21 protein-coding genes and 1 tRNA gene are annotated in these 24,484 nt (G+C 65.8%); 16 read left to right on the top strand and 6 right to left on the bottom strand.

Translation table 11 applies throughout. The annotated features are described in order from the left end of the window. From ACRVY7_RS01865 to ACRVY7_RS01885, 5 genes are all read left to right on the top strand, one after another. On the top strand, window positions 1–1,380 hold the full coding sequence (locus ACRVY7_RS01865; protein WP_431815784.1) for an aspartate aminotransferase family protein: 1,380 nt from the start codon (window positions 1–3) through the stop codon (window positions 1,378–1,380). A 115-nt stretch (window positions 1,381–1,495) separates the two neighbouring features. After that, window positions 1,496–2,410 (top strand): LysR family transcriptional regulator, encoded by a 915-nt coding sequence (locus tag ACRVY7_RS01870; RefSeq protein ID WP_431815785.1) that lies wholly within the window; start codon window positions 1,496–1,498, stop codon window positions 2,408–2,410. 267 nt (window positions 2,411–2,677) lie between these two features. Next, window positions 2,678–4,045 carry an MFS transporter gene (locus ACRVY7_RS01875; protein WP_270483094.1) on the top strand — a complete coding sequence of 456 codons (1,368 nt, stop codon included), beginning with the start codon at window positions 2,678–2,680 and terminating at the stop codon, window positions 4,043–4,045. Window positions 4,046–4,094: 49 nt separating this feature from the next. Further along, on the top strand, window positions 4,095–5,378 hold the full coding sequence (locus tag ACRVY7_RS01880) for a M20 family metallo-hydrolase (protein ID WP_431815786.1): 1,284 nt from the start codon (window positions 4,095–4,097) through the stop codon (window positions 5,376–5,378). Continuing rightward, a complete protein-coding gene (locus tag ACRVY7_RS01885; RefSeq protein WP_431815787.1) occupies window positions 5,375–6,901 on the top strand; it encodes an amidase in 1,527 nt (508 codons plus the stop codon). Before ACRVY7_RS01880 ends, ACRVY7_RS01885 begins: the two co-directional genes overlap by 4 nt. Here ACRVY7_RS01885 and ACRVY7_RS01890 read toward each other — a convergent pair. From ACRVY7_RS01890 to ACRVY7_RS01900, 3 genes are all read right to left on the bottom strand, one after another. Beyond that, a complete protein-coding gene (locus ACRVY7_RS01890; protein ID WP_431815788.1) occupies window positions 6,844–7,629 on the bottom strand; it encodes a TspO-related membrane protein in 786 nt (261 codons plus the stop codon). The two genes, ACRVY7_RS01885 and ACRVY7_RS01890, sit on opposite strands and share 58 nt — an antisense overlap. 151 nt (window positions 7,630–7,780) lie before the next feature. Then, a tRNA-Gln gene (locus tag ACRVY7_RS01895) sits at window positions 7,781–7,852 on the bottom strand. A gap of 331 nt (window positions 7,853–8,183) precedes the next feature. Continuing rightward, window positions 8,184–8,939 (bottom strand): SDR family oxidoreductase, encoded by a 756-nt coding sequence (locus ACRVY7_RS01900; RefSeq protein WP_049698121.1) that lies wholly within the window; start codon window positions 8,937–8,939, stop codon window positions 8,184–8,186. Between the two features lie 215 nt (window positions 8,940–9,154). On the opposite strand from ACRVY7_RS01900, the gene glmU reads away from it, so the two are divergent. Genes glmU through arsC form a run of 4 tightly spaced genes read left to right on the top strand, consistent with a single transcriptional unit; the run spans window position 9,155 to window position 13,269 of the window. Next, window positions 9,155–10,630: a bifunctional UDP-N-acetylglucosamine diphosphorylase/glucosamine-1-phosphate N-acetyltransferase GlmU gene (glmU, locus tag ACRVY7_RS01905; protein ID WP_431815789.1), complete on the top strand. Its 1,476-nt coding sequence runs from the start codon at window positions 9,155–9,157 to the stop codon at window positions 10,628–10,630. A 57-nt stretch (window positions 10,631–10,687) separates the two neighbouring features. Then, the gene (locus ACRVY7_RS01910) at window positions 10,688–11,665 is read left to right on the top strand and encodes a ribose-phosphate diphosphokinase (RefSeq protein WP_049697995.1); all 978 of its coding nucleotides are present in this window, start codon (window positions 10,688–10,690) and stop codon (window positions 11,663–11,665) included. A gap of 7 nt (window positions 11,666–11,672) precedes the next feature. Beyond that, complete coding sequence (locus tag ACRVY7_RS01915) at window positions 11,673–12,869, top strand: MFS transporter (RefSeq protein WP_431815790.1); 1,197 nt, start codon at window positions 11,673–11,675, stop codon at window positions 12,867–12,869. Between the two features lie 43 nt (window positions 12,870–12,912). After that, the gene (gene arsC / locus ACRVY7_RS01920; protein ID WP_064869442.1) at window positions 12,913–13,269 is read left to right on the top strand and encodes an arsenate reductase (glutaredoxin); all 357 of its coding nucleotides are present in this window, start codon (window positions 12,913–12,915) and stop codon (window positions 13,267–13,269) included. A 22-nt stretch (window positions 13,270–13,291) separates the two neighbouring features. Here arsC and ACRVY7_RS01925 read toward each other — a convergent pair whose 3' ends face one another. Together ACRVY7_RS01925 and ACRVY7_RS01930 are read right to left on the bottom strand one after the other, a co-directional pair. Further along, window positions 13,292–14,029, bottom strand: a complete 738-nt coding sequence (locus ACRVY7_RS01925) for an IclR family transcriptional regulator (protein WP_431815791.1) — start codon at window positions 14,027–14,029, stop codon at window positions 13,292–13,294. 43 nt (window positions 14,030–14,072) lie between these two features. Next, window positions 14,073–15,575, bottom strand: a complete 1,503-nt coding sequence (locus ACRVY7_RS01930; protein WP_431815792.1) for an APC family permease — start codon at window positions 15,573–15,575, stop codon at window positions 14,073–14,075. Window positions 15,576–15,785: 210 nt separating this feature from the next. On the opposite strand from ACRVY7_RS01930, the gene eat reads away from it, so the two are divergent. Genes eat through eutC form a run of 3 tightly spaced genes read left to right on the top strand, consistent with a single transcriptional unit; the run spans window position 15,786 to window position 19,413 of the window. Next, window positions 15,786–17,225 carry an ethanolamine permease gene (eat, locus tag ACRVY7_RS01935; RefSeq protein ID WP_431815793.1) on the top strand — a complete coding sequence of 480 codons (1,440 nt, stop codon included), beginning with the start codon at window positions 15,786–15,788 and terminating at the stop codon, window positions 17,223–17,225. Then, the gene (locus ACRVY7_RS01940) at window positions 17,222–18,628 is read left to right on the top strand and encodes an ethanolamine ammonia-lyase subunit EutB (protein WP_064869450.1); all 1,407 of its coding nucleotides are present in this window, start codon (window positions 17,222–17,224) and stop codon (window positions 18,626–18,628) included. The genes eat and ACRVY7_RS01940 overlap by 4 nt, the downstream gene beginning before the upstream one ends. After that, complete coding sequence (gene eutC, locus ACRVY7_RS01945; RefSeq protein ID WP_431815794.1) at window positions 18,625–19,413, top strand: ethanolamine ammonia-lyase subunit EutC; 789 nt, start codon at window positions 18,625–18,627, stop codon at window positions 19,411–19,413. The genes ACRVY7_RS01940 and eutC overlap by 4 nt, the downstream gene beginning before the upstream one ends. A gap of 10 nt (window positions 19,414–19,423) precedes the next feature. Here eutC and ACRVY7_RS01950 read toward each other — a convergent pair whose 3' ends face one another. Next, a complete protein-coding gene (locus tag ACRVY7_RS01950) occupies window positions 19,424–19,879 on the bottom strand; it encodes a limonene-1,2-epoxide hydrolase family protein (protein ID WP_064869498.1) in 456 nt (151 codons plus the stop codon). A gap of 236 nt (window positions 19,880–20,115) precedes the next feature. On the opposite strand from ACRVY7_RS01950, the gene ACRVY7_RS01955 reads away from it, so the two are divergent. The 4 genes from ACRVY7_RS01955 to ACRVY7_RS01970 all read left to right on the top strand — a co-directional run bounded on the left by ACRVY7_RS01955 (window position 20,116) and on the right by ACRVY7_RS01970 (window position 24,472). Continuing rightward, on the top strand, window positions 20,116–20,742 hold the full coding sequence (locus ACRVY7_RS01955) for a 50S ribosomal protein L25/general stress protein Ctc (protein WP_064869452.1): 627 nt from the start codon (window positions 20,116–20,118) through the stop codon (window positions 20,740–20,742). Between the two features lie 50 nt (window positions 20,743–20,792). Beyond that, window positions 20,793–21,359, top strand: a complete 567-nt coding sequence (pth, locus tag ACRVY7_RS01960; RefSeq protein ID WP_064862490.1) for an aminoacyl-tRNA hydrolase — start codon at window positions 20,793–20,795, stop codon at window positions 21,357–21,359. Between the two features lie 93 nt (window positions 21,360–21,452). After that, window positions 21,453–23,288: an SLC13 family permease gene (locus ACRVY7_RS01965; protein WP_431815795.1), complete on the top strand. Its 1,836-nt coding sequence runs from the start codon at window positions 21,453–21,455 to the stop codon at window positions 23,286–23,288. A 113-nt stretch (window positions 23,289–23,401) separates the two neighbouring features. Then, window positions 23,402–24,472, top strand: coding sequence for a beta-ketoacyl-ACP synthase 3 (locus ACRVY7_RS01970; protein ID WP_431815796.1), 1,071 nt, complete (start codon window positions 23,402–23,404; stop codon window positions 24,470–24,472). Window positions 24,473–24,484: the final 12 nt, after the last annotated feature.

Consider the following 24,484-nt stretch of genomic DNA (forward strand, 5'->3'; position numbering starts at 1 on the left):
ATGACCATTCAGTCTGAACGCACGACGCCCGCCATCGATCTCGACGCGGCGAAGCGTGCCTACGAACTTGATCGCAAGCACGTCTTCCACTCGTGGTCGGCGCAGGCGAAGCTCAACCCGATGACGATCACCGCCACCGACGGGTGCTACGTGTGGGACGGCGAGGGCAATCGCCTTCTCGACTTCTCGTCGCAGATGGTCAACACCAACATCGGCCACCAGCACCCCAAGGTCGTCGCCGCGATCGCGGAGCAGGCCGCCAAGTTGTGCACCGTCGCGCCTGCACACGTCAACGATGCGCGCTCAGAGGCCGCACGGCTCATCGCCGAGCGCACTCCCGGTGAGTTGAACCAGGTCTTCTTCACCAACGGCGGCGCCGACGCCAACGAGCACGCAGTTCGCATGGCCCGCTTGCACACGGGTCGTCGAAAAGTGTTGTCGCGCTACCGCTCTTATCACGGCGGCACCGACACCGCGGTGAACCTGACGGGCGATCCACGACGCTGGCCCAACGACTACGGCGACGCAGGCGTCGTGCATTTCTTCGGACCGTTCCTGTACCGCTCGCGCTTTCACGCGACCACGCAGGAACAGGAGTGTGAACGCGCGCTCGACCACCTGGAAGAGACCATCCGCATGGAAGGTCCGTCGCAGATCGCGGCAATCATCCTGGAGACCATTCCCGGCACCGCAGGCATCATGATCCCGCCGCCCGGCTACCTGCGCGGCGTGCGGGAGATCTGCGACCGCTACGGCATCGTCTTCATCGCCGACGAGGTGATGGCCGGGTTCGGACGCTCGGGCAAGTGGTTCGCAATCGAGCACGGCGACGACGAGCAGGGCCCCATCGTCCCCGACCTGCTGACCTTCGCCAAGGGCGTCAACTCGGGCTACGTCCCGCTCGGTGGCGTCGCGATAAGTCCGCATATCGCAGCAACTTTCGCCGAGACCCCGTACCCCGGCGGCCTGACCTACTCGGGTCATCCGCTCGCCACCGCGGCCGCTGTCGCGACGATCAACGCGATGGCCGACGAGGGAATGGTCGAGAATGCCGCACGAATCGGCGCCGAGGTGATCGGCCCCGAGCTCGAGCGGATCGCACAGCGGCATCCCAGCGTCGGCGAGGTACGCGGCGCAGGCGTCTTCTGGGCCGTCGAATTGGTGAAGGACAAGGAGACTCGCGAGCCTCTGGCCCCCTACGGCGCGAGCAGCGATGCCATGAACAAGGTGATCGCGGCATGCAAATCGAGTGGAATGCTGCCGTTTGCGAACTTCAACCGCATCCACGTCTGCCCGCCGTGCACCATCTCCGACGACGAGGTCCGCGAAGGACTTGCCATCCTCGACGCCGCGCTGGAGGTCGCCGACGCGGCGTTGTGAGAGGCTCCCTCTGCGCTCGCACGAGCGCGACACAACCCGGTTCCGGCACACGCCGTCGGCACCGGGTTGTGTCGCGTTATCGAGCCGGTGCGGGCCACAACATTAGGAGCCAGCGGTGTCGAATGACTTCACCCTGACGCAGTTGCGGTACTTCATGGCTGTCGCCGAGGCCGGTAGCATGACGGCGGCCGCGCAGTCGCTGTCTGTCACGCAATCGACGGTGTCCGCGGCGATCGCACAACTCGAACACGAAGTGGGGCAACCCCTTTTCCTCCGGCTCGCTCGTCGCGGCCTGGAGCTGACGCCTGCGGGGCGTCGACTCAGGTCTCGTGCGCTCGGATTCCTCGAAGACGCAGGGACGCTCCTCGCCGCCGTTCGAGACGAAGACGCCGAACTAGAGGGTGAGATGACTGTCGGGATATTCGCACCGCTTGCACCCTTTCGCGCACCGGTCATTCTGCAGGCGTTCGAGCGCGCCTACCCCCGAGTCCATGTGCGATTCTTCGAGGCCGACCAGGAGGGCCTGAGGCTCGCACTGGCGCAGGGACGCTGCGAGGTAGCTCTCATGTACGACCTCGGTGTCGCAGTCGACGCCGAGTCGCAGGTGGTGGAAACCGTTGCCCCACACGTCATTGTCGCTGCCGATCATCCAGCAGCTGCCAACCCGTTCGGCGAGGTGTCACTGCGCGACCTCGAAGCCGACCCGTTTGTGCTCTACGACGTTCCCCACTCGCGCGACTACTTTCTCGCGCTCTTCCGGCAGCTCGGACTCACCCCACGTGTGAGGCACCGGGCCAGCGGTTACGAGACCGTGCGGTCGTTTGTGTCACGGGGACACGGTTATTCGATTCTGAACCAGCGTCTGCACCACGACCTCACATACTCCGGCGGTTCAGTGGTTCCATTGCGGATCGTCGAAGACCTGCCGCCGATCAAGGTCGTTCTGCTGTTCCCGTCACTCGGCACCCCGACACGACGTGCCCAGGCGTTTGCCGCTGTGTGCCGGCAGCTCTACGGCGTCGACCTTTGACATCGATTTTGTCGATGGCAGCAAACGAAAAGATTCGCTTGAGTTACGTGATCCGGGTCACGCACTCTATGGTGCAGCACCCTCGAGCGAACCCGATTCGCTTGGCAGATCGCCGATCGAGGCGCAGAGGAAGGCAATACCGATGACCACTGTGTTACCTGCTCGGACCTGTGCGCGAGGTCCGTCGCACATCAGAAACACACCACGTGCTCGTCTTGCAACACGAGTGCCAACGTTCGGCAATGGTGCGTCCCTAGCGTGACCGATATGAATTCCACCCAGACGCCCTCGACGAACACCGAGGCTCCGGCACAGTCATCAGCCGCGACAGCGGAGATGGACGTCAACGGCAAGTCTCAACCCGCAACCCCGCTGCAGCGACGCGTTCTCGCTGGTGGTGCGATCGGTCAGTTCATCGAGTTCTACGACTTCACACTGTACGGATTGTCGGCAGTTGTTCTCGCCCATCACTTCTTCCCGTCGTCGAACGATCTCACCGGTCTACTCGCGACGTTCGCCACGTTCGCGGCGGCGTTTGTGATCCGGCCGCTCGGCGGTCTCTTCTTCGGCGCTCTCGGCGACCGCGTGGGGCGCAAGAACGTCCTGTTCGTCACGTTGCTCACCATCGGTGGTGCGACCGCACTCATCGGGTTGCTGCCCACGTACGAACAGATAGGTGTCGCCGCACCGATTCTGCTCGTGCTGTGTCGACTGCTCCAGGGGTTCTCTGCCGGTGGCGAGTCGGTCGGCGCACCGACCTTCACCTATGAGCACGCCCCGACCGCGCATCGCGGAAAGTGGCTGAATACGACGATCGCTGCAACAGCACTGCCGTCCGTCTTCGGCGGCGCGTTGATCCTCGGACTCACCGCCGCCATGGGTTCCGACGCATTCGAGTCCTGGGGATGGCGTATCCCGTTCCTGCTGGCCGCGCCGCTGGCAGTCTTCGGGTTGTGGATTCGTCTTCGCACCGAAGAGTCCGATGCGTTCAAGGAGACATTGTCGAACGTTGAGCACCGCGAGTCGTCGCCGATCCGTGAAGCATTCCGCGAGAACGGACTTCGCATGGTTCAGGTTGTGTTCGTGATGGGTCTGACCGCGATGGGCTTCTACTTCCTGTCCGGCTACTTCGTCACCTATGTGAAGACGACCGGAGGACTCTCCCAGCAGCAATCGTTGATCGCCAACGCCGCCGCGATGTCGCTCTACACACTGATGCTCCCGCTCACCGGCATGCTCGGCGACAGGTTCGGCCGTCGGCCGATGCTCATCGCGGGCACCATCTCGATCGCCATCTTGGCGGTGCCGTGTTTCGCCATGGTGACCAGCGGCTCTCTGGCGATGGCGATCGCTGGACAGATGCTGTTCGTCATCCCGCTCACGATCTACGGCGGAGGTTGCTACACCTTCTTCGTCGAGGCATTCACCACCCGCACCCGATTCACCAGCGCGGCAATCAGTTACAACACCGGCTATGCCCTCTTCGGCGGGACCGCGCCGTTCGTCGGCACATGGCTCGTGGGGTCGACGGGATTCGACGCAGCGCCCGGCGTGTACATGGCCATCGCGGCCGCCGTCGTCCTGGCAGTGATCGTCGCAACGCGCGTCCCGGAGACCCGGCACGCGGCACTGTAGAACCGCCGCGCCAGCAACGCTTTCCACGCAGTTACAGGAGTTTTCACAGATGAGTACCAATGATTCGAGTACCAACGAGTCCTTCCTCGTCGACTTTCATCACGTCGCGACCATCGGGGCCACTGACGGCGGCGGCGTCGAACGTCAAGCCGGGACTCTGGAGGACAAGCACGTTCGCGCTTGGTTCACCGAATTCGCCGAGCAGCGCGGTTGGGATGTGCGTCGCGACGGGATCGGAAATCTCTTCGCTCTCATCGAGTTCGCACCCGGTGCTCCGTACGTGCTCGTCGGATCGCACCTCGATTCTCAACCACTCGGTGGGCGCTTCGACGGTGCCTACGGTGTCATCGCTGCGCTGCATGCCGCCGAGCGTCTGCAGCGGGAGGTGACGGCGGGCGGCGCACAGCCCCGGTACAACGTCGCCGTGGTCGACTGGTTCAACGAGGAGGGCGGCCGGTTTGCCCCGTCGATCATGGGTAGTTCGGTCTTCGCCGGACTGATGGACCAGGAGGAGATGCTGGCGGTCACCGACCTCGCCGGAACCACTGTCCGCGAGGCGATGGGAAACATCGGGGCGCTGGGCGACGATCCCCGCCCGGAGGCCGTCGCCTATGCCGAGATCCACATCGAGCAGGGCCGCATTCTCGAACGTGAGCAGATCGGCCTCGGCGCCGTCGACTTCAGTTGGCACACGCAGAAACTCGACATTCGTGTCGTCGGAGAACAGTCGCACACTGGCGCCACCGCGATGGCTGATCGCAGGGATGCTCTGGTTGCCGCAAGTGAGGTGGTTCTGCTCGTCCACAAGGTGACGAGTGTGGCCGAGCCCGAGTCGCTCGTCTCGTCCGTCGGTCAACTCACCCTTGAGCCCAACTCGCCTATCGTCGTGCCACGACTCGTGACGTTGGTGGCCGATCTGCGTGCGGAACGCAAAGCCGACGTACTCGCCGCGCGCGACAGTCTGCTCCGTGACATCGCCACGGTGGCAGAGCGATACGACGTTCGCATCGAGGTCAACGACGTCGATATCCGTGAGATCCAGTACTACCCCGAGGCCGGCCTCGAACTCGCCGAGAAGGTCGCTGCCGACGCCGGACTGAGCGTTCGACGCATCCGGACCATGGCGGGACATGATTCGGTGGCCATGAACCGCATCGTTCCCACGGTGATGATGTTTGTCCCGTCGGTCGACGGCGTCTCCCACTGCGAGCGCGAATTCACCACTGACGCAGACATGTTGGCTGGTGTCGAGGCACTTACGGGCGTCGTCCGCCGCCTCACCGAAGGCGCACTCGACGGCGTTGCAGCAGGAATGCCAGGAGCGCACGCATGAGCACCGCGGTGTCGACGACAAGTCTCTGCGATCTCTCGGCAGCACAGATGCGCGTCGGTTATCTCAGCGGCGACTTCACACCGAGCGAGGTGATGGCGTCGACGCTGGCGCGCATTCGTGATGTCAACGGAGACCGCGCAACCGGCATCAACGCTTTCACCGAGGTTCTCGACGACGAGGCAACCAGTCAGGCGGCGTCTGCGACGGAGCGGCTCCATGCAGCGCGTCGTCGTGGCGATCTACTGCCACCGTTGTTCGGGATTCCAGTCGCCACCAAGGAGAAGCACGCGCTGGCCGGACGCACTCTTGAGCAAGGTCTTGCAGCGCACCGCGGTCGTATCGCCGACGCCGATCACCCGATCGTCGCGCGTATTCGTGCAGCCGGTGGAATCATCCACGCGCGGACTACATCTCCCGAATTCAGTTGCGCGACCGTCACACATTCTCCGATGTGGGGCGTCACTCGTAACCCCTACAACCTTGCGGCTTCCCCCGGCGGTTCGTCGGGTGGCGCCGGTGCCGCACTTGCGGCAGGCATGGCCACTCTAGCCACAGCAAGCGATATCGCCGGATCAACCCGAATCCCAGCAGGTTTCACCGGAACCGTCGGCTATAAGGCACCGTACGGGCGCATCCCTGGGGCGCCGCCCCTGAGCGCCGACACCTATCGTGGCGACGGCCCGATGGCGCGCACCGTCGACGACACCGCCCTGCTGGCCGATGTCATGTCCGGCCACCATCACAGCGATCACTTCAGTTGGGGCGGCAGCGGGCAGCTTGCCGACACACTGGATACGCATACTTCTCTTGATGGGGTACGCGTCGGCATCAGTATCACGTTGGGCGACTTCGATGTTCACCCCGACGTCGCTTCCGCCACCCTCCGCGCCGCGGAAGCGCTGCGGCAACGAGGCGCAGAAATCATTGACGTGACGCTCCCGTGGCGTAGCGACGAGATCAGGGTGACCATCTTCGCCCACTTCGGCCACCTACTCGCTCCCGCGATGCGCGCCGAAACGGCGGGCGGACCGCCTGTCGCCGCCTACACCGAGCAGTTCATGCGCGACGCCGAGGCTGCCGCGCAACGACTCTCACACCTCGACTCGGTAGCCGCCGACGCACGGCTGCAGGCGCAAGTCGCCTCCGCGATGGCCGACGTCGACGCTCTGTTGTGCCCGGTTTCTGCTGTGACATCCCTTGCCGCGGATGGCAACTATCTCGACGGCATCGAGGTCGTCGGCCCCGACGCGACTCCTGTTCACCTGCAACACTATTGGCAGGCGCATCTGACAAGTCCGTTCAACGTCGCGAACCGCTGCCCGGTACTAGCGGTCCCCGCAGGTATCGCAACCGACGGCGTGCCGATCGGGGTTCAGTTGGTAGGCAAGCCACTCGACGAAGTCATGCCGTTCCGGTTGGGCAGAGCAGTCGAAGATGCCCTGGGAGTTCCGTTGTGGCGGGAGGCTCAGGTTCGCGACAGCGCACCCTCTGAGACGGAAGTCCGCCGCGTCGACGCCCAATAGGCCAGTGCCACAGCGACAATGCCCACGACGGCGGTAACCGCGACCGGCGTCGAATCCGACCACGCGTTCACAGCGATGGCCAGCAGCGCCCACGCAAGGGTGATGGGGAGCGCTGGAAGCGCGCTGCCGTAGAGGTAAGTGACGGTGACAGCAACGAGTGCGGCGACGATCAGGACGACGAGTTGCCAACCGGCCGACGACTCGTCGGCCGCACCGCTGCGCGCGATGTCTGATGCCCAGTTGACGAACACCGCGGCGGTTGCCCATCCCGCGTAGATCCCGATCGTGATGCGGGCGAGAGTGGTTGTCGAGGAGGGATTTTCGACTGGAAGTGCCGCGATGCGCGCAGCGTCGAGCAATGCGAGCGCCATGACGGTGAGGAGGATCGAGGGCAGCCAGTCGATCGAGGCTGCCGACACGATCAGCCACAGCGCCGCCGCACCACAGGCAATGGCAAGATCGACGGCGAGGCGCTTACCGTATTGCGTGCCCGAGTCGAGCCCTCGGACGAAGATGTAGCCGGTCACGGCCGACAACACGTAGATGACGGCCCAGATCGCGAAGGCATAGCCGGCGGGACTGATCAATAAGTCGACACCGTCGTCGTTGGGCTCTCCACCGAACAGGGCGAGCGGAATGAGCACCGCCACGGCCTGGGCGACCGACAGAATGAGCACGGTCCACGCCAGCGGCGCGGTCAGCTGAGACGAAGCGTCTTTGCGGGGCATATGTCCGACTCTACGGGCAAGCCGCAGCGCGACGGCGTGTCCGATCAGGCCGGTCGTGACTGGTTCTGAACCGTCCGCGGGATTCTGGCGGGACTGCGGACACTCCCGGGGCGGTTGCGTTGCCCCGGCGTACAAGTCGGGCTAGGTGCTGCTCCCCCACCAGGACTCGAACCTGGAATGCCTGAACCAAAATCAGAAGTGTTGCCGATTACACCATGGGGGATTACTCGCCTAGAAGTGTGCCACAGGCACGGCAGACGATTGTGCCACAGGGGCGTCGAGCTGGGCGGGGTGGTCTCGACAAGCTCGACCAGCGGTGATCAGCTCGACCAGCGGCGGTCGGCTCGGCCAGCGGGGTGCACGCTCGGCCAGCGAGTGCACGCTCGACCGACCAGACCCCGACCTAAATGTGTGTCGAACGTAAAGAAATGGGTGCTGCAGCGCCCACGTCCTTACGTTCGACCCACATCTACCCAGCGGGGTGGTCTCGACAAGCTCGACCAGCGGTGGCCAGCTCGACCAGCGGTGGTCAGCTCTACCAGCGGCGGCGGGGGTCAGTCCCGCGGGCCGCCGGCGACGTAGATGACCTGGCCGGAGACGAAGCCGGCGCCCTCGGAGGCGAAGAACGACGCGGTGTGGGCGATGTCCTCGGGCTTGCCGGTGCGGGCGACGGGGATGGCGGAGGCGTTGAGCTTCTTGAACTCCTCGAAGTCCATGCCGACGCGGGCGGCGGTGGCGGCGGTCATGTCGGTCTCGATGAAGCCGGGGGCGATCGCGTTGGCGGTCACGCCGAACTTGCCCAGCTCGATCGCCAGCGTCTTGGTGAAGCCCTGCATGCCCGCCTTGGCTGCGGAGTAGTTGGCCTGGCCGCGGTTGCCCAGCGCGGAGGTCGACGACAGGTTCACGATGCGGCCCCAGCCGGCGTCGACCATGTACTTCTGGCATGCACGGCTCATCAGGAAGGCGCCGCGCAGGTGCACGCCCATAACTGCGTCCCAGTCGTCGACGCTCATCTTGAACAGCAGGTTGTCGCGCAGGATGCCCGCGTTGTTCACCAGCACGGTCGGCGCGCCGAGTTCGGCGGCGACCTTCTCGACGGCCGCGTTGACCGATGCCTCGTCGGATACGTCTGCGCCGACGGCGATCGCCTTGCCACCGGCGTCGTTGATCGCCTTGGCGGTGTCGGCTGCGGCTTCCTCGGTGATGTCGAGAACGGCGACGGCCAGACCGTCGTCGGCGAGGCGCTTGGCCACCGCCGCGCCGATGCCCCGACCCGATCCGGTGACGATTGCTGTCTTCTGAGCGCTCATTACGAACTCCTCCATTGCGTGTACGTCTCCTGTGTGACGTGCGTCCCCTCGGTTCTATCAGTCGCCGTTCGGGCGGCCGTCACCACCTGCACCCCGGCCACTACCTGCACTGACGCTTCTGTGCCGTAGACGAGTCAGTAGTATCGGTCCGTCGCCACGCCCGACGCCGTCACTCGGTGCGCGCGGCGCGCAGTCGTCGAATCCCGGAGGTGGACATGACAGAGAAGTCAGCCGCGACAGCCGTGATCGTCCTCGCCGCGGGCGCGGGCACTCGGATGAAATCCAAGACTCCCAAGATCTTGCACACCATCGGTGGACGCTCGCTCGTCGGCCATGTGCTGCATGGCGCAGCATCGGCATCGCCCGATCAACTCGTCGCCGTCGTCGGCCACGAGCGTGAACGCGTCACCGCGGCCGTCAACGAGATCGCCACCGAGATCGGCACCGATATTGTTGTGGCCGTTCAGGATTCGCCCGCCGGGACTGGTGACGCCGCCCGCGCGGGTCTCACCGCACTCCCCGACGACTTCACCGGAACGGTGATCATCACCGCCGCCGACATCCCACTCCTCGACGGCCAGACGATCGAGGCCCTCGTCGCCACACACACCGCGGGAGACGGCGCCGCAGTCACGCTCACCGGCTTCATCGCCGACGAGCCGACCGGATACGGCCGGATCATCCGGACCAACGACGGCTCGGTGCAGGCCATCGTCGAAGAAAAGGACGCAAGCGACGCTCAGCGCGCGATCACCGAGGTCAACGCGGGCATCTACGCCTTCGACGCGCAGGCACTGCGCTCAGCGCTACAGCAACTCTCCACCGACAACGCCCAGGGCGAGTTCTACCTGACGGACGTCATCGAGATCGCGCGCACCGCGGGCAAGACCGTCCGCGCGCATGTCGTCGACGATCCGCTGGTCGTCGCGGGCTGCAACGACCGTGCACAACTCTCCGCGCTCGGTGCCGCGCTCAACGCGTCGACCATCCGTCGCCACCAGCTCGCGGGCGTCACCGTCGTCGATCCAGGCTCGACGTGGATCGACGTCGACGTACGCATCGAGCGCGACGTACGCATCGAGCCGGGCACCCAACTGCACGGCGCCACCCGTATCGCCGAGGATGCCGTCGTCGGTCCCGACACCACTCTCACCGACGTGACGATCGGCCGCGGGGCGTCGGTGATCCGCACGCACGGCTCCGACTCGGTGATCTCCGACGACGCTTCCGTGGGCCCGTTCGCCTTCCTGCGGCCGGGTACCGAATTGGGTGAGCGCGGCAAGATAGGCACCTTCGTCGAGACCAAAAAAGCCACCATCGGTGCAGGTAGCAAGGTTCCGCACCTCACCTATGTCGGTGACGCGACGATCGGCGAGGAGTCGAACATCGGGGCGTCGAGCGTCTTTGTCAACTACGACGGGGTGAACAAGCATCAAACGGTGATCGGGTCGCATTGCCGCACCGGATCGGACAACATGTTCGTCGCTCCGGTGCAGGTCGGTGACGGCGCGTATACCGGGGCAGGTACGGTCATTCGGGACGATGTCCCGCCCGGCGCCCTCGCGGTCTCGTCGGGTCCACAACGCAACATCGACGGTTGGGTACCCCGCAAACGCCCCGACACGGCTGCCGCACGCGCAGCGATCGAGGCAGGCGCGGCCGATACTCAGCCCGAACAGCCCGGCTCCTAGCCACGTGACCCGCTGGCAGAGCCGCCCACCGGCCGACGATCGAGTAGAAGAGTTTTCATGACCTGGACCACCGACAACCAGAAGAACCTGATGCTGTTCTCGGGGCGTGCACACCCCGACCTGGCGCAGGCTGTCGCCGACGAACTCGGCATCAAGCTGACTCCGCAGACCGCGCGGAACTTCGCCAACGGCGAGATCTTCGTTCGCTACGAGGAGTCGGTGCGCGGTTCGGATGCGTTCGTGATCCAGAGCTGCCCCGCCCCCCTCAACGAGTGGGTGATGGAGGCGCTGATCATGATCGACGCGCTCAAGCGCGGCTCGGCCAAGCGCATCAGCGTGATCCTGCCCTTCTACCCGTACGCACGCCAGGACAAGAAGGCCCGCGGTCGTGAACCGATCTCGGCACGCCTCATCGCCGACCTGATGAAGACCGCTGGCGCCGACCGCATCATCTCGGTCGACCTGCACACCGATCAGATCCAGGGCTTCTTCGACGGCCCAGTCGACCACATGCACGCCCAGGGTCAGCTCTCCGACTACGTTCGCGGCAAGTACGGCATCGAGAACCTCGTCGTCGTCTCGCCGGATTCGGGTCGTGTGCGCGTCGCGGAGAAGTGGTCGGATGCGCTCGGTGGCGCTCCCGTCGCGTTCATCCACAAGACCCGCGACCCGTTGGTCGCCAACCAGATCGTCGCGCACCGCGTGGTCGGTGAGGTCGAAGGCCGCACCTGTGTGGTCATCGACGACATGATCGACACCGGCGGTACCATCGTCGGCGCGGTGTCGAAGCTCAAGGAAGCGGGCGCGGGCGACGTCATCATCGCCACGACGCACGCCGTCTTCTCCGATCCGGCCGCCGAGCGCCTCGCCAACTCCGAGGCCGACGAGGTGATCGTGACCGACACGCTCCCGATCCCGCAGGAGAAGCGCTTCGACAAGCTGACCGTGATTTCGATCGCCCCGCTGCTGGCACAGACCATCCGCGAGGTGTTTGAACACGGTTCGGTGACAAGCCTTTTCGACGGCAACGCCTGACACTTCGATGACGACCACCGCCGCCCGACGCGATTGGGCGGCGGTGGTCTCACTTGGCCTCGGTGTGTTCACCATCACTACCACCGAGATCATGCCCATCGGATTACTCCGTCCGATGGCCACCGACCTCGACGTCTCCGAGGGCACCATCGGCCTCACTGTCACGTTCTTCGCGTTCGTGGCCGCGGTCAGTGCACCCACGCTCTCCACGGCGACTCGACGACTCGACCGCCGTCCGATTCTGCTCTGCGTGATGGCCGCATTCGTCGTCGGCAACACGCTCACCGCGCTCGCCGTGAACTACGCGATGCTCCTGGCGGTGCGCATGGCGATCGGGGTCGCCCTCGGGTTGATGTGGGCGATCGTCGCGGCGACCGCCGTGCGCCTTGTCCCGCCGAATGCTGCCGTCCGCGCGACCACGATCGCGTTCTCGGGAGTGTCGCTGGCGTCGGTCCTCGGCATGCCCGTCGGCACCGTGATCGGGCAGGCGTTCGGCTGGCGGGCCGCCTACTGGACGCTCGCCGGACTGAGCCTGGTCAGCCTCGTCGCGCTGGCGGTGCTGCTGCGCTCGGTCCCCGGCGACAGCGAGACCATCGGGCTGCGGGGTCTGCCGCGGTTGCTCCGCATGCGCGACCTCCGGACAACGCTGATCGTCACCGCGCTCGTCATCACCGGCGCGTACGCCGCCTACACCTACGTCACCCCGTTCATCGTCGAGATCCTCGGCATCGACGCCGACCTGGTCGGTGTCGTCCTGCTGGTGATGGGCGTGGCAGGGGTCGCGGGCAACTTCGCGGCCGGGGCATTCCTCTCCCGCACCCAGTCCGTGCGGTGGTCGCTGGCGGCGATCATCGCGGTCCTCGCGGGTGCACTGATACTCACGCCCGTCGCGAGTCTGTGGCTTCCCGCTGCTCTCGTGGGCCTCCTCGTGTGGGCCGCCGGATACGCCGCCGCCCCCATCGGCCTCCAGACGACGGTGTTCCGCGTGGCGCCCGCCTACCGAGAGTCGGCGACGACGCTCTACTCCACGACGTTCAACTTCTCGATCGGCGTCGGCGCACTGATCGGCGCACTGGCGATCGAGCACGGCGGTGCGCTCGCACCCATCATCGTCGGAGCCGTGTGCGCGGTTGTCGCTCTCGCCGTGGCCCTCACGCTCCCCCGGCGCGTCACACCCGACGACGTCGCCGCAGCGTCCGGGTAGCGCTAGGGTCCGGGTAGTTGGGCGCTTGGGTAGTGTCACCCTCATGGCTGCTGCGACCGACAACGCGACGATCTATCACAACCCCAAATGCTCGACGTCGCGCAAAGCCCTGCAGCGCCTCCGCGACGAGGGCGTCGAGCCGACGATCGTGAAGTACCTCGACGAGCCGTACACCCGCGAACAACTCGAACAGCTCTTCGCCGATGCCGGCATCACCGTTCGCCAGGCCGCGCGCAAGCGCGAAGCGCTCTACAAGGAACTCGACCTCGACGCCGCGTCGGACGAGAAACTGCTCGACGAGATGGTGGCGCACCCGATCCTCGTCGAACGTCCGTTTGTGGTGACCGACAAGGGAACTCGCCTCGCCCGCCCGCTGGACAAGCTCGACGAGATTCTGTAGTCGGCCGGACCCACACGGCCACTCAGAACAGCAGCGGCCCGACGGCGTTCGCGAGTCCGCGCGCGGCGTCGGTGAGTGAGCAGATCGCCTCGAGCCTGTTCGATACCCCGCCGATCATCACCGCCCCGCGCACAGCGCCGGTGACGTCGTAAATCGGGACCGCGAGGTGGGCGTGGGCAACCACGAGTTCGCCGTCGTCGCGCGCTACGTCGGTGCGTCGGATCTCGGCGATCTGCTCCTCGAGCCGCGCCGGGTCGATGATCGTGGCGGGCGTGACCGGCAGCAACGGCATCTCCAGCGCGTCGCGCCACTGCGACAACGACGCCAGCAGCAGTTTGCCGGCGGCAGATGCGTGCAGGTACCGCATGAGTTCACCCACTCCGTCGAGCGGATGGTCGGGATCGGCGTCGAGGACGCGCACCGAGGCGGGGCGAAAGTAGAGCAGATGCACGGCGAACCGCACCGAGCCGCGGAACTCGTCGATCAGTTCCGCGGCGCGCGCGGGTACCGGAGGCGTGACCACTCCGTCGACGAACGACGCGAGGCGGGTGCCGATCGCGAAGCCGCGCAGGTCGGCTGTCCGCACCAGGAACTCGTCGGCGACGAGACTGTTGAGCAGCCGATACGTGCTCGCGGAAGGGAGGTCGAGCCGATCGGCGATGTCGCGGGCCGTCGTACCGATTCCGAGGTCGGCAACGGTCTCGATGATCTGCAGGGCGCGCACCACCGAATCCGACCGCGGCGCACGGCCTATCGCCATGTCGCCCCCTCACCGTGGCATGCGCACGCGAGTCGCCGAGTTGTCACCGCAGAGTCGCAGTCGTGAGGATGTCGGCACTGGTCGTCGCATCGAAGACTCCGACTCCGGCGAGCAGACGAGGTCGGCGTCGCGCCACGCCCAGCACGAACACGGTCACGACAGCCATCGACGCAACGTAGACGACGCCCAGAATGCGTCCATGTCCGACGCCGGTCCCGAAAGCCGTCAGCAGCAGCACTCCGAGAATGGTCGCCGTGAACACGCCGAGCGCCAGGATGAGCCTGCTGCCCTCGCCGATCCGCGCCAGTAGCCGCGGCGATGCGAGACAGGCGGTGAGGTAGCTACCCATGTAGCCGAGGGCGCTGAGTGTCAGGAAGTCGCGAATCCCGTTCTGCGGATCGCCACCGCACCAGAGGAACACCAGTGGCCCGAGCGTCACGACCGCCATCGCACAGACCGTGGCGAACGCGGGTGTGTGAAAGCGCGGGTGTGTGGTGCCGAGTGCCCGCGGCGCCACCCGCTCGCGGCCCAAAGTGAACAGCACGCGCACGAGCGCATTGACCGAGGCGAGCGCGCATGCGAAGAACGACGTCGCGATCCCGATGTCGAGGATGACCGCCGTGACGCGGGTGCCGTCGGAGAGGAACAGTGCGGCGAGGGGTGTGGAGCTCGTCCGTACGCCCGCGGGGGCGTCGAACATCGCGACCGATTGAGTGGTCACGGCGAGCAGATAGATGAGCCCGGCGGCGATCGGGGTCCAGCGCAGGGTCCGCGGAACGCTGCGGAACGGTCGACGCGCCTCTGCCGACAGCGTCGTCGCACTCTCGAATCCGACGAACGCGCTGACCGCGACCACGATCATCAGACCCATCGACCCGACGTCGACCTGCGGTGCGAACACCTTCGACCAGTCAGCCGAATGGTGCGTGATCCCGAGCCACACCATCAAGCCCACCAGAATGACAACGGCGACGACCTCGATCGCAAGTGTCGCGGTCGCAGATACCTTGATCCCGCGAACCATCAGCACCGTCATCGCGACAGCGGCCACGACGATGATCACACAGACGATCGGCAGCCACACCGACGTCGACACGCCGATACTGACGGCAATGTGGTTGAGGTACAAGCCAACTGCGAGAAGTCCCGCCATGCTCACCGAGCCGTATCCGACAATCGCCGACCATGCCGTCGGCAGCGCCACGCGCGGGCCGAACCCCTGAGCCACGTACGAATAGAGACCGCCGACGACGGCGAGTCGTTGTGCCATCGGCCGTACGCACGCCGAGATCATCATGACGACGACCATCGCGACGGCGAACGAGATGACTCCCCCGGCACCACTCATCGCGGCGATCACGAACAACGGCGTCACCGCCGACGTCCCGGCGGGCGCGATCGCCGCGACGGACTGCGCGAAGACGGGTATGAAGGGAAGCTGACGACGGGTCAGGCCGCGCACCGGCGACTCGTCGGCGACCAACGGGTACGTCGCTGACGGCGATTCTGCGCTGGACGATGATTCGGCGGTGGAGGATGTCGGCATAGCGCCCTCTACCGTGACGGAGCAGTCGTTGCGACGCATCGTTTTCGTGTTTCCAGCGTGTTAACCCGCGTGAGAAATCCGGGGTTCTCATTTCTCAGCCGCTCTTACGTCGACGCCATTGTGATGTGACACACACTCCGTACCGTCTTGCCGGAATCAAGTAAGCAGCGAGACCGACGGTGATCTCGCCTCCGCACGAAAGGCGCGTTCATGAGCACAATCGAATCCGGAGGCGGCACGACGGCTGCCACGTCGTCGGCAGCGAGTTCGACCGACTACCTCGACAAACGTCGACTCAAGACCGGCACGGCCGGGTGGGTGCTGCTCGCAGGCCTCGGGGTCAGCTACGTCATCAGCGGCGACTACTCCGGGTGGAATTTCGGGCTCGAGCAGGGCGGCTTCGGCGGCCTGGCGATCGCGGCCGTCATCATCGCCGCGATGTACTTCGCGATGGTGCTCGGCATGGCCGAGATGAGCTCCGCACTGCCCGCGGCAGGAGGCGGATACACCTTCGCGCGCCGAGCCCTCGGCACCTGGGGCGGGATGGCGACCGGTACCGCGGTCCTGATCGAATACGCGATCGCGCCCGCAGCGATCGCGACCTTCATCGGCGCGTACGTCGAGTCGCTGCACCTGTTCGGCATCACCGACGGTTGGTGGGTGTACCTCGCGGTCTACGCATTGTTCATCGGCGTACATCTCGCCGGTGTCGGGGAGGCACTGAAGGTGATGTTCGTGATCACCGCGGTCGCGCTCGCAGGCCTCATCGTGTTCGCGGTCGCGGCAATCGGCGACTTCTCGTGGTCGAACCTCACCGATATCGCCCCGACGGATGCAGCGGGCGCGAGTTCGTTCCTGCCCCACGGATACCTCGGCATCTGGGCGGCCATCCCGTTCGCCATCTGGTTCTTCCTCGCGGTTGAAGGCGTCCCCCTCGCCGCGGAGGAGGCCAAGGATCCTGCCCGCAACGTGCCGCGCGGGATCATCGCGGCGATGTGCGCGCTGATCTTCACGTGTGCGCTGGTGTTGTTCCTGGTGCCGGGCGCCGGTGGGGCATCGGCCATGCAGAGTTCGGGTAACCCGCTCGTCGAGGCGCTGGGAAGCGGAACCGCACACACGGTCGTCAACTACATCGGCTTGGCGGGGCTCGTGGCGAGCTTCTTCTCGATCATCTACGCCTACTCGCGGCAGTTGTTCGCGCTCTCGCGCGCCGGATACCTGCCGAAGTCGTTGTCCGTCACCAACTCTCGCAAGTCTCCGACGCTGGCGCTGATCGTCCCCGGCATCGTCGGGTTCCTCCTGTCACTCAGCGGACAGGGCGCGACGCTGCTGAACATGGCCGTCTTCGGTGCCGCGCTGAGTTATGTGCTGATGATGGTGAGCCACATCGTGCTGCGCATCCGGGAGCCGGAACTGGCGCGCCCCTACCGCACACCCGGCGGCATGGTCACGACGGGCTTCGCCCTCGTGATCGCCGTGCTCGCATTGGTCGCGACGTTCCTCGTCGACATCAAGGCCGCGACCGGCTGTCTCATCGTGTTCGCGCTCTTCATGACGTATTTTGGCTTGTACAGCCGCAACCGGTTGGTCTTCGCCAGCGCCGACGAAGAGTTCGAGGCCATTGCCGACGCCGAAGAGGGACTCTCGTGATCTACCGCCACACGCTTCGTGGGCACACCTACCAGTTCGCCGACCTGATCGATGTGATGGCCAAGGCCACCCCCGCACGTTCGGGTGACGAATTGGCCGGGTGCGCAGCACAATCCGACGCCGAGCGGGCCGCAGCGGCATGGGTTCTCGCCGACCTTCCGCTCACCGTCTTCCTCGAAGAGATGCTCGTCCCCTACGAATCAGACGAAGTCACACGGCTGATCATCGACACCCACGACCGAGAGGCGTTCGCCCCCATCGCGCACCTGACCGTCGGCGGTCTACGCGACTGGCTGCTCGAGCAGGTCGTGGCGTCGGGTGGAACGCAGCGCCTGCAGGCCGTCTCCCCCGGGTTGACCCCGGAAATGGTTGCGGCGGTGAGCAAGTTGATGCGCAATCAGGATCTGATCTCCGTCGCCCGCCGCATGGAGGTCACCGCCGGATTCCGCACCACGATCGGACTGCCCGGCCGCCTCGCGACACGATTGCAGCCCAACCACCCCACCGACGATCCGCGCGGCATCGCAGCCGGGCTGCTCGACGGCCTGCTCCTCGGTTGCGGCGACGCCGTCGTCGGAATCAACCCCGCAACCGACTCACCACAGGCGACGTCGACGCTGCTCGAACTCCTCGACGACGTGCGGCAGCGTTTCGATATTCCGATGCAGTCGTGCGTGCTCTCGCACGTCACCACGACGATCGGCTTGGTCGAGGCGGGCGCGCCGGTCGACCTGGTCTTCCAGTCGATCGCGGGCACCGAGGGCGCCAACCGCGGATTCGGCGTCGATCTGGCAGTTCTCAACGAAGGCAATGAGGCCGGGCGGTCGTTGCACCGCGGGACCGTCGGCGACAACGTGATGTATCTGGAGACCGGGCAGGGTTCGGCACTGTCGGCGGGCGCACACCTCGGGACCGGTGGCCGGCCCGTCGACCAGCAGACCCTCGAAGCGCGCGCCTACGCGGTCGCACGGTCGCTGGAGCCTCTGCTGGTCAACACCGTCGTCGGATTCATCGGCCCCGAGTATCTCTTCGACGGTAAGCAGATCATCCGAGCGGGACTCGAAGATCACTTCTGCGGCAAACTCCTCGGGCTGCCGATGGGTGTCGACGTCTGCTACACCAACCATGCCGAGGCCGACCAGAACGATATGGACACGCTGCTGAGCCTGCTCGGGATGGCCGGAGTCGGATTCGTCATCACCGTGCCGGGCGCCGACGACATCATGCTCGGCTACCAGAGCCTCTCGTTCCACGACGTGCTCTACCTGCGCGACGTCCTGGGCCTGCGCGCGGCACCGGAGTTCGAGGCGTGGATGCAGACGATCGGCATGGCCGACGACGGCGGCCACGTCGTGCCACTCGACCCGCAGACCTCGGCGCTGCGCGGACTGGCGGCGTCGTGAACACGCCCGACACACAGTCGACCCCGTCTGTCGATCCGTGGGGATCGATGCGCGGACTCACCCAGGCGCGAATCGGGTTGCAGCGCAGCGGGAATGCGCTGTCGAGTACGGATGTCCTACAGTTCCAGGCCGATCACGCGGCAGCGCGCGACGCCGTGCACACGCCCATGGACTCCGACGGCGTCGTCGACGGTCTGCGGGGACTCGGGTTGGGCGAGCCGGCGGTCGTCACGAGCCAGGCGTCGTCTCGGGCGGAATACCTGCGCCGGCCCGACCTCGGCCGAATCCCGAATGACCTTTCCGCAGTGGAGCATTCGGGCGCCGACATCGGTTTCGTGATCGCCGACGGTTTGTCGGCAACGGCGGTGGACACGCACGCGGTCACGCTCGTCGAGACGATCGCCGCCGAACTGTCGCGGCAATTCTCGATCGCTCCACCGGTAGTGGCCACCCAGGCGCGCGTCGCGCTCGGTGATCACATCGGGGAGGCGCTCGGCGTCGAGATCCTTCTCGTGATCATCGGCGAACGTCCGGGACTGTCCGTCGCCGACAGCCTCGGCATCTACTTGACGTATCGCCCGGAGCCGGGACGTCGTGACTCCGAACGCAATTGCATCTCCAACATCCATCCGCCGGACGGGCTCGGATACCGCGATGCCGCGCGGATCGTCGGAGCACTGGTGTCCGGGGCACGGCAACTCGGGGCGTCGGGCGTCGCACTCAAAGACACCTCGTCTGCCGACCCTGCCGTCGCCGCGGCCGCTGCGCAGGGCGAACTCGGCTAGGTCGCGGGGGCTAGGCAATTCCAGGCACGTCGACCGTGCGCGGCGGCAGCGACTGCACTGCCGACGGGACGACGACGCCCACGAGTCCACGCACGATGCCCTTGGTGAAGTCCCAGAAGTCGAAGTAGTCGCGCCACACGGCGATCGCACCGTCGAGAACCTCGAAGCGTCCGCACACCCAGAACCGGATACGTACGGGACCGAGGCGAATCTCGTCGATCCGCTCGGTGAGCACCACGGTGTCGTCGGTGGCGACGTTGATCATCCCGTAGTCGAAGCCTGCGAACGACGACGCGTCCATCGCACCGAAGACCTTGGCGACGTTGCGCTTGCCACGGACCGTCGGCAGTCCGACATTGGTGTAGACGACGTTCTCGTCGAGATCTGCCATGGCTGCGGAACTGTCGTCGCGGGCGAGGGCGTCGAGGAAGTCGGTGACGACGCGATCAGGGGTACGGGAGGTCATGGTGTCACCGTACGGTGCGCGATGTGACTTCACCGCAGGTCGTCGTCTATTCTTGACGGGTTGTCTCGGCGAGGGTGAGCAGTCACCGTAATCGGCGCGACCATCACACATCTCCTTGCGGACTCGAGTTTCCGCAGGTGGTCGTGGATTGTCGGCCTGCGGAACTGCCACAGAGCGCCGAGCACCGACCATCCGGCTGCACGCACAGACGCGGCCGAACCACCAAGGAGAGTCACATGGCAACCCAGGCAAACGCACTGGCAGTCACCACCCGCACCGAAAAGGGCAAGGGCGCCGCTCGACGCGCTCGTCGCGCAGGCAACGTGCCCGCCGTGCTGTACGGCCACGGCACCGACCCGCAGCACCTCAACCTCCCGGCTCGCGATTTCGCCGCCATCCTGCGTAACAACGGAACCAACGCTGTCCTCGACCTCGACATCGAGGGCACCAGCCAGCTCGCGCTGACCAAGCAGATCGACATCCACCCGATCCGCAACTACATCGAGCACGTCGACCTGCTCGTCATCAAGCGCGGCGAGAAGGTCACCGTCGAGGTCACCATCGTCGTCGAGGGCGACGCCGCTCCCGGCACCCTGGTCACCCAGGACGCCAACACCGTCGAGATCGAGGCCGACGCACTGTCGATCCCCGAGCAGATCGTCGTCGACGTCGAGGGCAAGGAAGTCGGCACGTCGGTCCACGCGTCGGACCTGGTCCTCCCCGAGGGCGTCGAGCTCGTCACCGACCCCGAGACCCTCATCGTCGCGGTCAACGAGGCGACCACCGCCGCAGAGCTCGAGGAAGAGACCGACGCCGAGCAGGCTGACGCCGACGCTGCCGCCGCTGAGGCCGAAGCCGAGTAATTCGGCGTCATTTCCGCCGACGCGCCGCACCTACTGATGACACAGGAATCATGAAACTTGTTGTCGGACTCGGCAATCCGGGTTCCAAGTATGAGCGGACGCGTCACAACATCGGCGCGATGGTCGCAGATCATCTCGTCACGACGGCCGGCGAGCGATGGAAGGTGCACAAGCGCTCCGGCGCGATGGTGGCACCCATCACGCTCGCCGGCCAGTCGGTGTTGGTGGCACGTGCACGCACGTACATGAACACCACCGGCCGCGAGATCGGCCCACTCGCGAAGTTCTACTCCATCGGCCCGTCGGATCTGATTGCGCTGCACGACGAACTCGACATCGACTTCGGCGCTGTCAGGCTCAAACTCGGCGGCGGCGAGGGCGGCCACAACGGGCTGCGCTCGATCAGCCAGGCACTCGGATCGCGTGACTACTACCGCGTCCGCTTGGGCATCGGTCGCCCGCCCGGCCGCCAGGATCCCGCCGACTTCGTGCTCAAACCCTTTCCGTCGTCGGCACGCGCCGACGTCGAACTACTCATCCAGCACGGCGCCGACGCCACCGAGGCGCTGATCGCCTCAGGTCTCGAGGCAGCGCAGAACGTCGTCCACACCTGGTGATACCGCGATTCGACGACGCCGCCGCCGACTGAGCAGCGGCACGCACTGCCCGACACCGCAGCATGAACCCCCTCGCGGTGCAACGATGGTCCAATGTCGGACGCCGCCCTGAGTCTCATCGTCCTCGGCGTCACGGTCGTGTTGTTCATCATCAACAAGCTGCCGGTCGGGCTCGTCGCCATCGGGTCGGCGTTGGCGCTCTACTTTCTCGGACTGGTACAGCTCGACGAACTGACCTCGGGGCTCGGTCAGAGCGTCATTGCCTTCATCGCCGCCCTGTTCGTGATCAGCGAGGGACTCGAGGCGTCGGGAATCACAGCCTGGCTGGGCAGCGTGTTGACGCGCGTCGCAGGTCGTACGCGCACCAGGGTGGTTGCCGCCATCATGGTCCTCGCCGCGGCGTTGAGTCCGCTCATCACGATCAACGGTGCAGCGGCAGCGTTGGTCCCGGTCAGTGTCGCCGTCGCGCGGCGAGCACATCTGTCGCCGTCGCGCGTACTGCTCCCTCTCGCGTTCGCCGCGAGCGCCGGTTCGCTACTCACCCTGAGCGGCAGTCCGGTCAACGTCATCATCGACGAGGCGGCCACCGAGCAAACCGGTTCGTCCATCGGCTACTTCGGCTTCTCCCTCATCGGCGTCCCCCTCGTCGTGGTGACGCTGGTCGTCATCGCCCTCGTCGGCGACCGGCTGATCCCTCGTCGTGAATCTCAGTCACTTCCAGAGGATTTCAGCAGATATCAACGCGACGTCGTCGAGCATTACGAACTGTCGGGATTGGCGACGACCGGCGTGCGTACCTTTCGCCTGCACGTCGAACCAGCGTCGACGCTCGTCGGGAAGACGGTCCGCGCGGCCATCACCGACGACGCGATCGACACCGTCGCCGCACAGTCCGAACGTGGCCGCGTGCTTAGTTCGACGCATCGCCTCGAACCGTCGGACGTGCTCGTCGTCTCGGGTGTCGGCACAGCCGTCGAGGCACTCGCGCGGGAAGCCGACCTCACCGTCGAGGACACCATCGGCAGGCGCATGAGCGGCCAGCGCGACAGTCTCATCAACCGCGACAACGGAATCTGTGAGTTGGTGATCCCACCGCGCTCGTCGTGGATCGGGCGGCCGGCGTTCGGCGGGATGGTGCGCGCAGAAGACGGGCTGCTCGTGTTGTCGGTGCGCAGGCAGAACGACGACGTCTCGTCACGTGCGTCGACGCTGCAGGAAGGCGACGCCCTACTCGTGTACGGCCCGTGGGGCGCGCTCGACGCTCTCGCCGACGACAAGGACGTTCTGGTGGTCGCATCGTCGGAAACCGTTCGGCGGCAGACGGTTCCGCTCGGTCGAAGCGCTCCACGTGCGGCAGTCATCCTGGTGGTGACGATCGCGCTGCTGGCCAGCGGGGTCGTGCCGCCGGTGGTCGCGGGTCTGCTCGGTGCGGGTGCGATGGTGCTGTTCCGCGTGCTGTCGAGCGAGCAGGCATACCGTGCCGTTCCCTGGGCGACGCTCGTCCTGATCGCCGCGCTCATCCCGATGTCGGCGGCGATCACGAGCAGTGGCGGTGCCGAATTGATCGCACGACCCATCGTCGACCTCGTGTCCGGGCACAGTGCGTATCTCCTGCTCGCCGTGCTGTTCGTGCTGACCGCCGTACTCGGGCAGTTCATCTCCAACGTCGCCACCGCGCTGATCGTCATACCGATCGCGCTCGTCGCCGCGGCCGACGTCGGTGTCGACGCCCGAACGGTGCTCATGGTGGTCTGCGTCGCTGCCGCCGCTTCCCTGCTGACGCCTATCGCCACTCCCGCCAACATGATCGTGATGAATCCGGGCGGGTACCGCTTCGGCGACTATTGGCGGCTGGGGATCGTGCTGATGGTCTGCTGGTTGATCGTCACCGTGACCCTGGTCCCGGTGTTCTGGCCGATCAACGGCTGACGAGCAGGCGCCGTGAGAAGCGGCCTTGTTCGTCACCGGATGTGGCGGGGCCTACACTCTTTTCGGGCGCAGGGCTATCCGCTGCGTGATCCGTTTGTCGAAGGGAAGTACGCGTGACCGTCATCGCCGCCAACACAGGCCATCAGAACGTAGCGATGTTGGGCATCGGCGCGTACCGACCAAAACGCCTGGTCAGCAACGATGAGGTGTGCGAGGTCCTCGACAGTTCGGATCAGTGGATCTTCGAACGCAGCGGCATCCGTAATCGCCGGTGGATCAGCGGCGACGAGTCGGCGCGGTCGATGGCCGCCGCCGCAGCCGAGCGGGCCATCGAGAACTCCGGGATCGACAAGGAGAAGATCGGTGCGCTGATCCTGGCCACCAACAGTTGGAAGACCAAGATTCCGCACGGCGGCCCGATCGTGGCATACGACATCGGGCTCAACGGGATTCCCGCCTACGACATCGCCGCGGGATGCGGCGGCTTCGGGTACGCCCTGGGCGTCGCGGCCGACACCGTGCGCGCGGGCTCAGCCGAGTACGTACTTGTCGTCGGCGTCGAGACGATGTCGGTCGTCATGGAGCCCACCGACCGCAACACCGCCTTCATCTTCGGCGACGGCGCCGGTGCGGTCGTCGTCGGACCGAGCGACGAGAACGGGATCTCCCCGACCGTCTGGGGTTCTGACGGCGAGAACGCCGAGGCGATCGGCCAGAACTACGACATCCCCGAGTACATGGATCGCGCTCAGGAATACCAGCACAAGGATCCGGAGACCGAGCCTGTCGGCCGCATGGTGGTCACGATGGAGGGTTCGCGCGTCTTCCGCTGGGCGGCAATCACACTGCCCAAGGCGTTGTCGTCGGTGATCGAGAGGTCCGGCATCGGACTCGACGACATCGAGGTGTTCGTCCCCCACCAGGCGAACGCCCGGATCAACGACTTGATGAAGAAGAACCTGGGCTTCCCCGACGACCTGCCGATGGCCAACGACATCGAGAACACCGGCAACACGTCGGCGGCGTCGATCCCGCTCGCGATGGAAGAGATGCTGGCCACCGGCAAAGCCAAGGGCGGACAGACCGCGCTGCTGCTCGGGTTCGGCGCGGGCCTCTCCTACGCCGGGGCCGTCGTGACGCTTCCCCCGGCACCCAAGGTGAGCAGCTTCGACGGCCTGGGGTAGCACCGTGACGCT

Source organism: Gordonia jacobaea, from assembly GCF_965344965.1.
Classification (GTDB): Bacteria; Actinomycetota; Actinomycetes; order Mycobacteriales; family Mycobacteriaceae; genus Gordonia; species Gordonia jacobaea.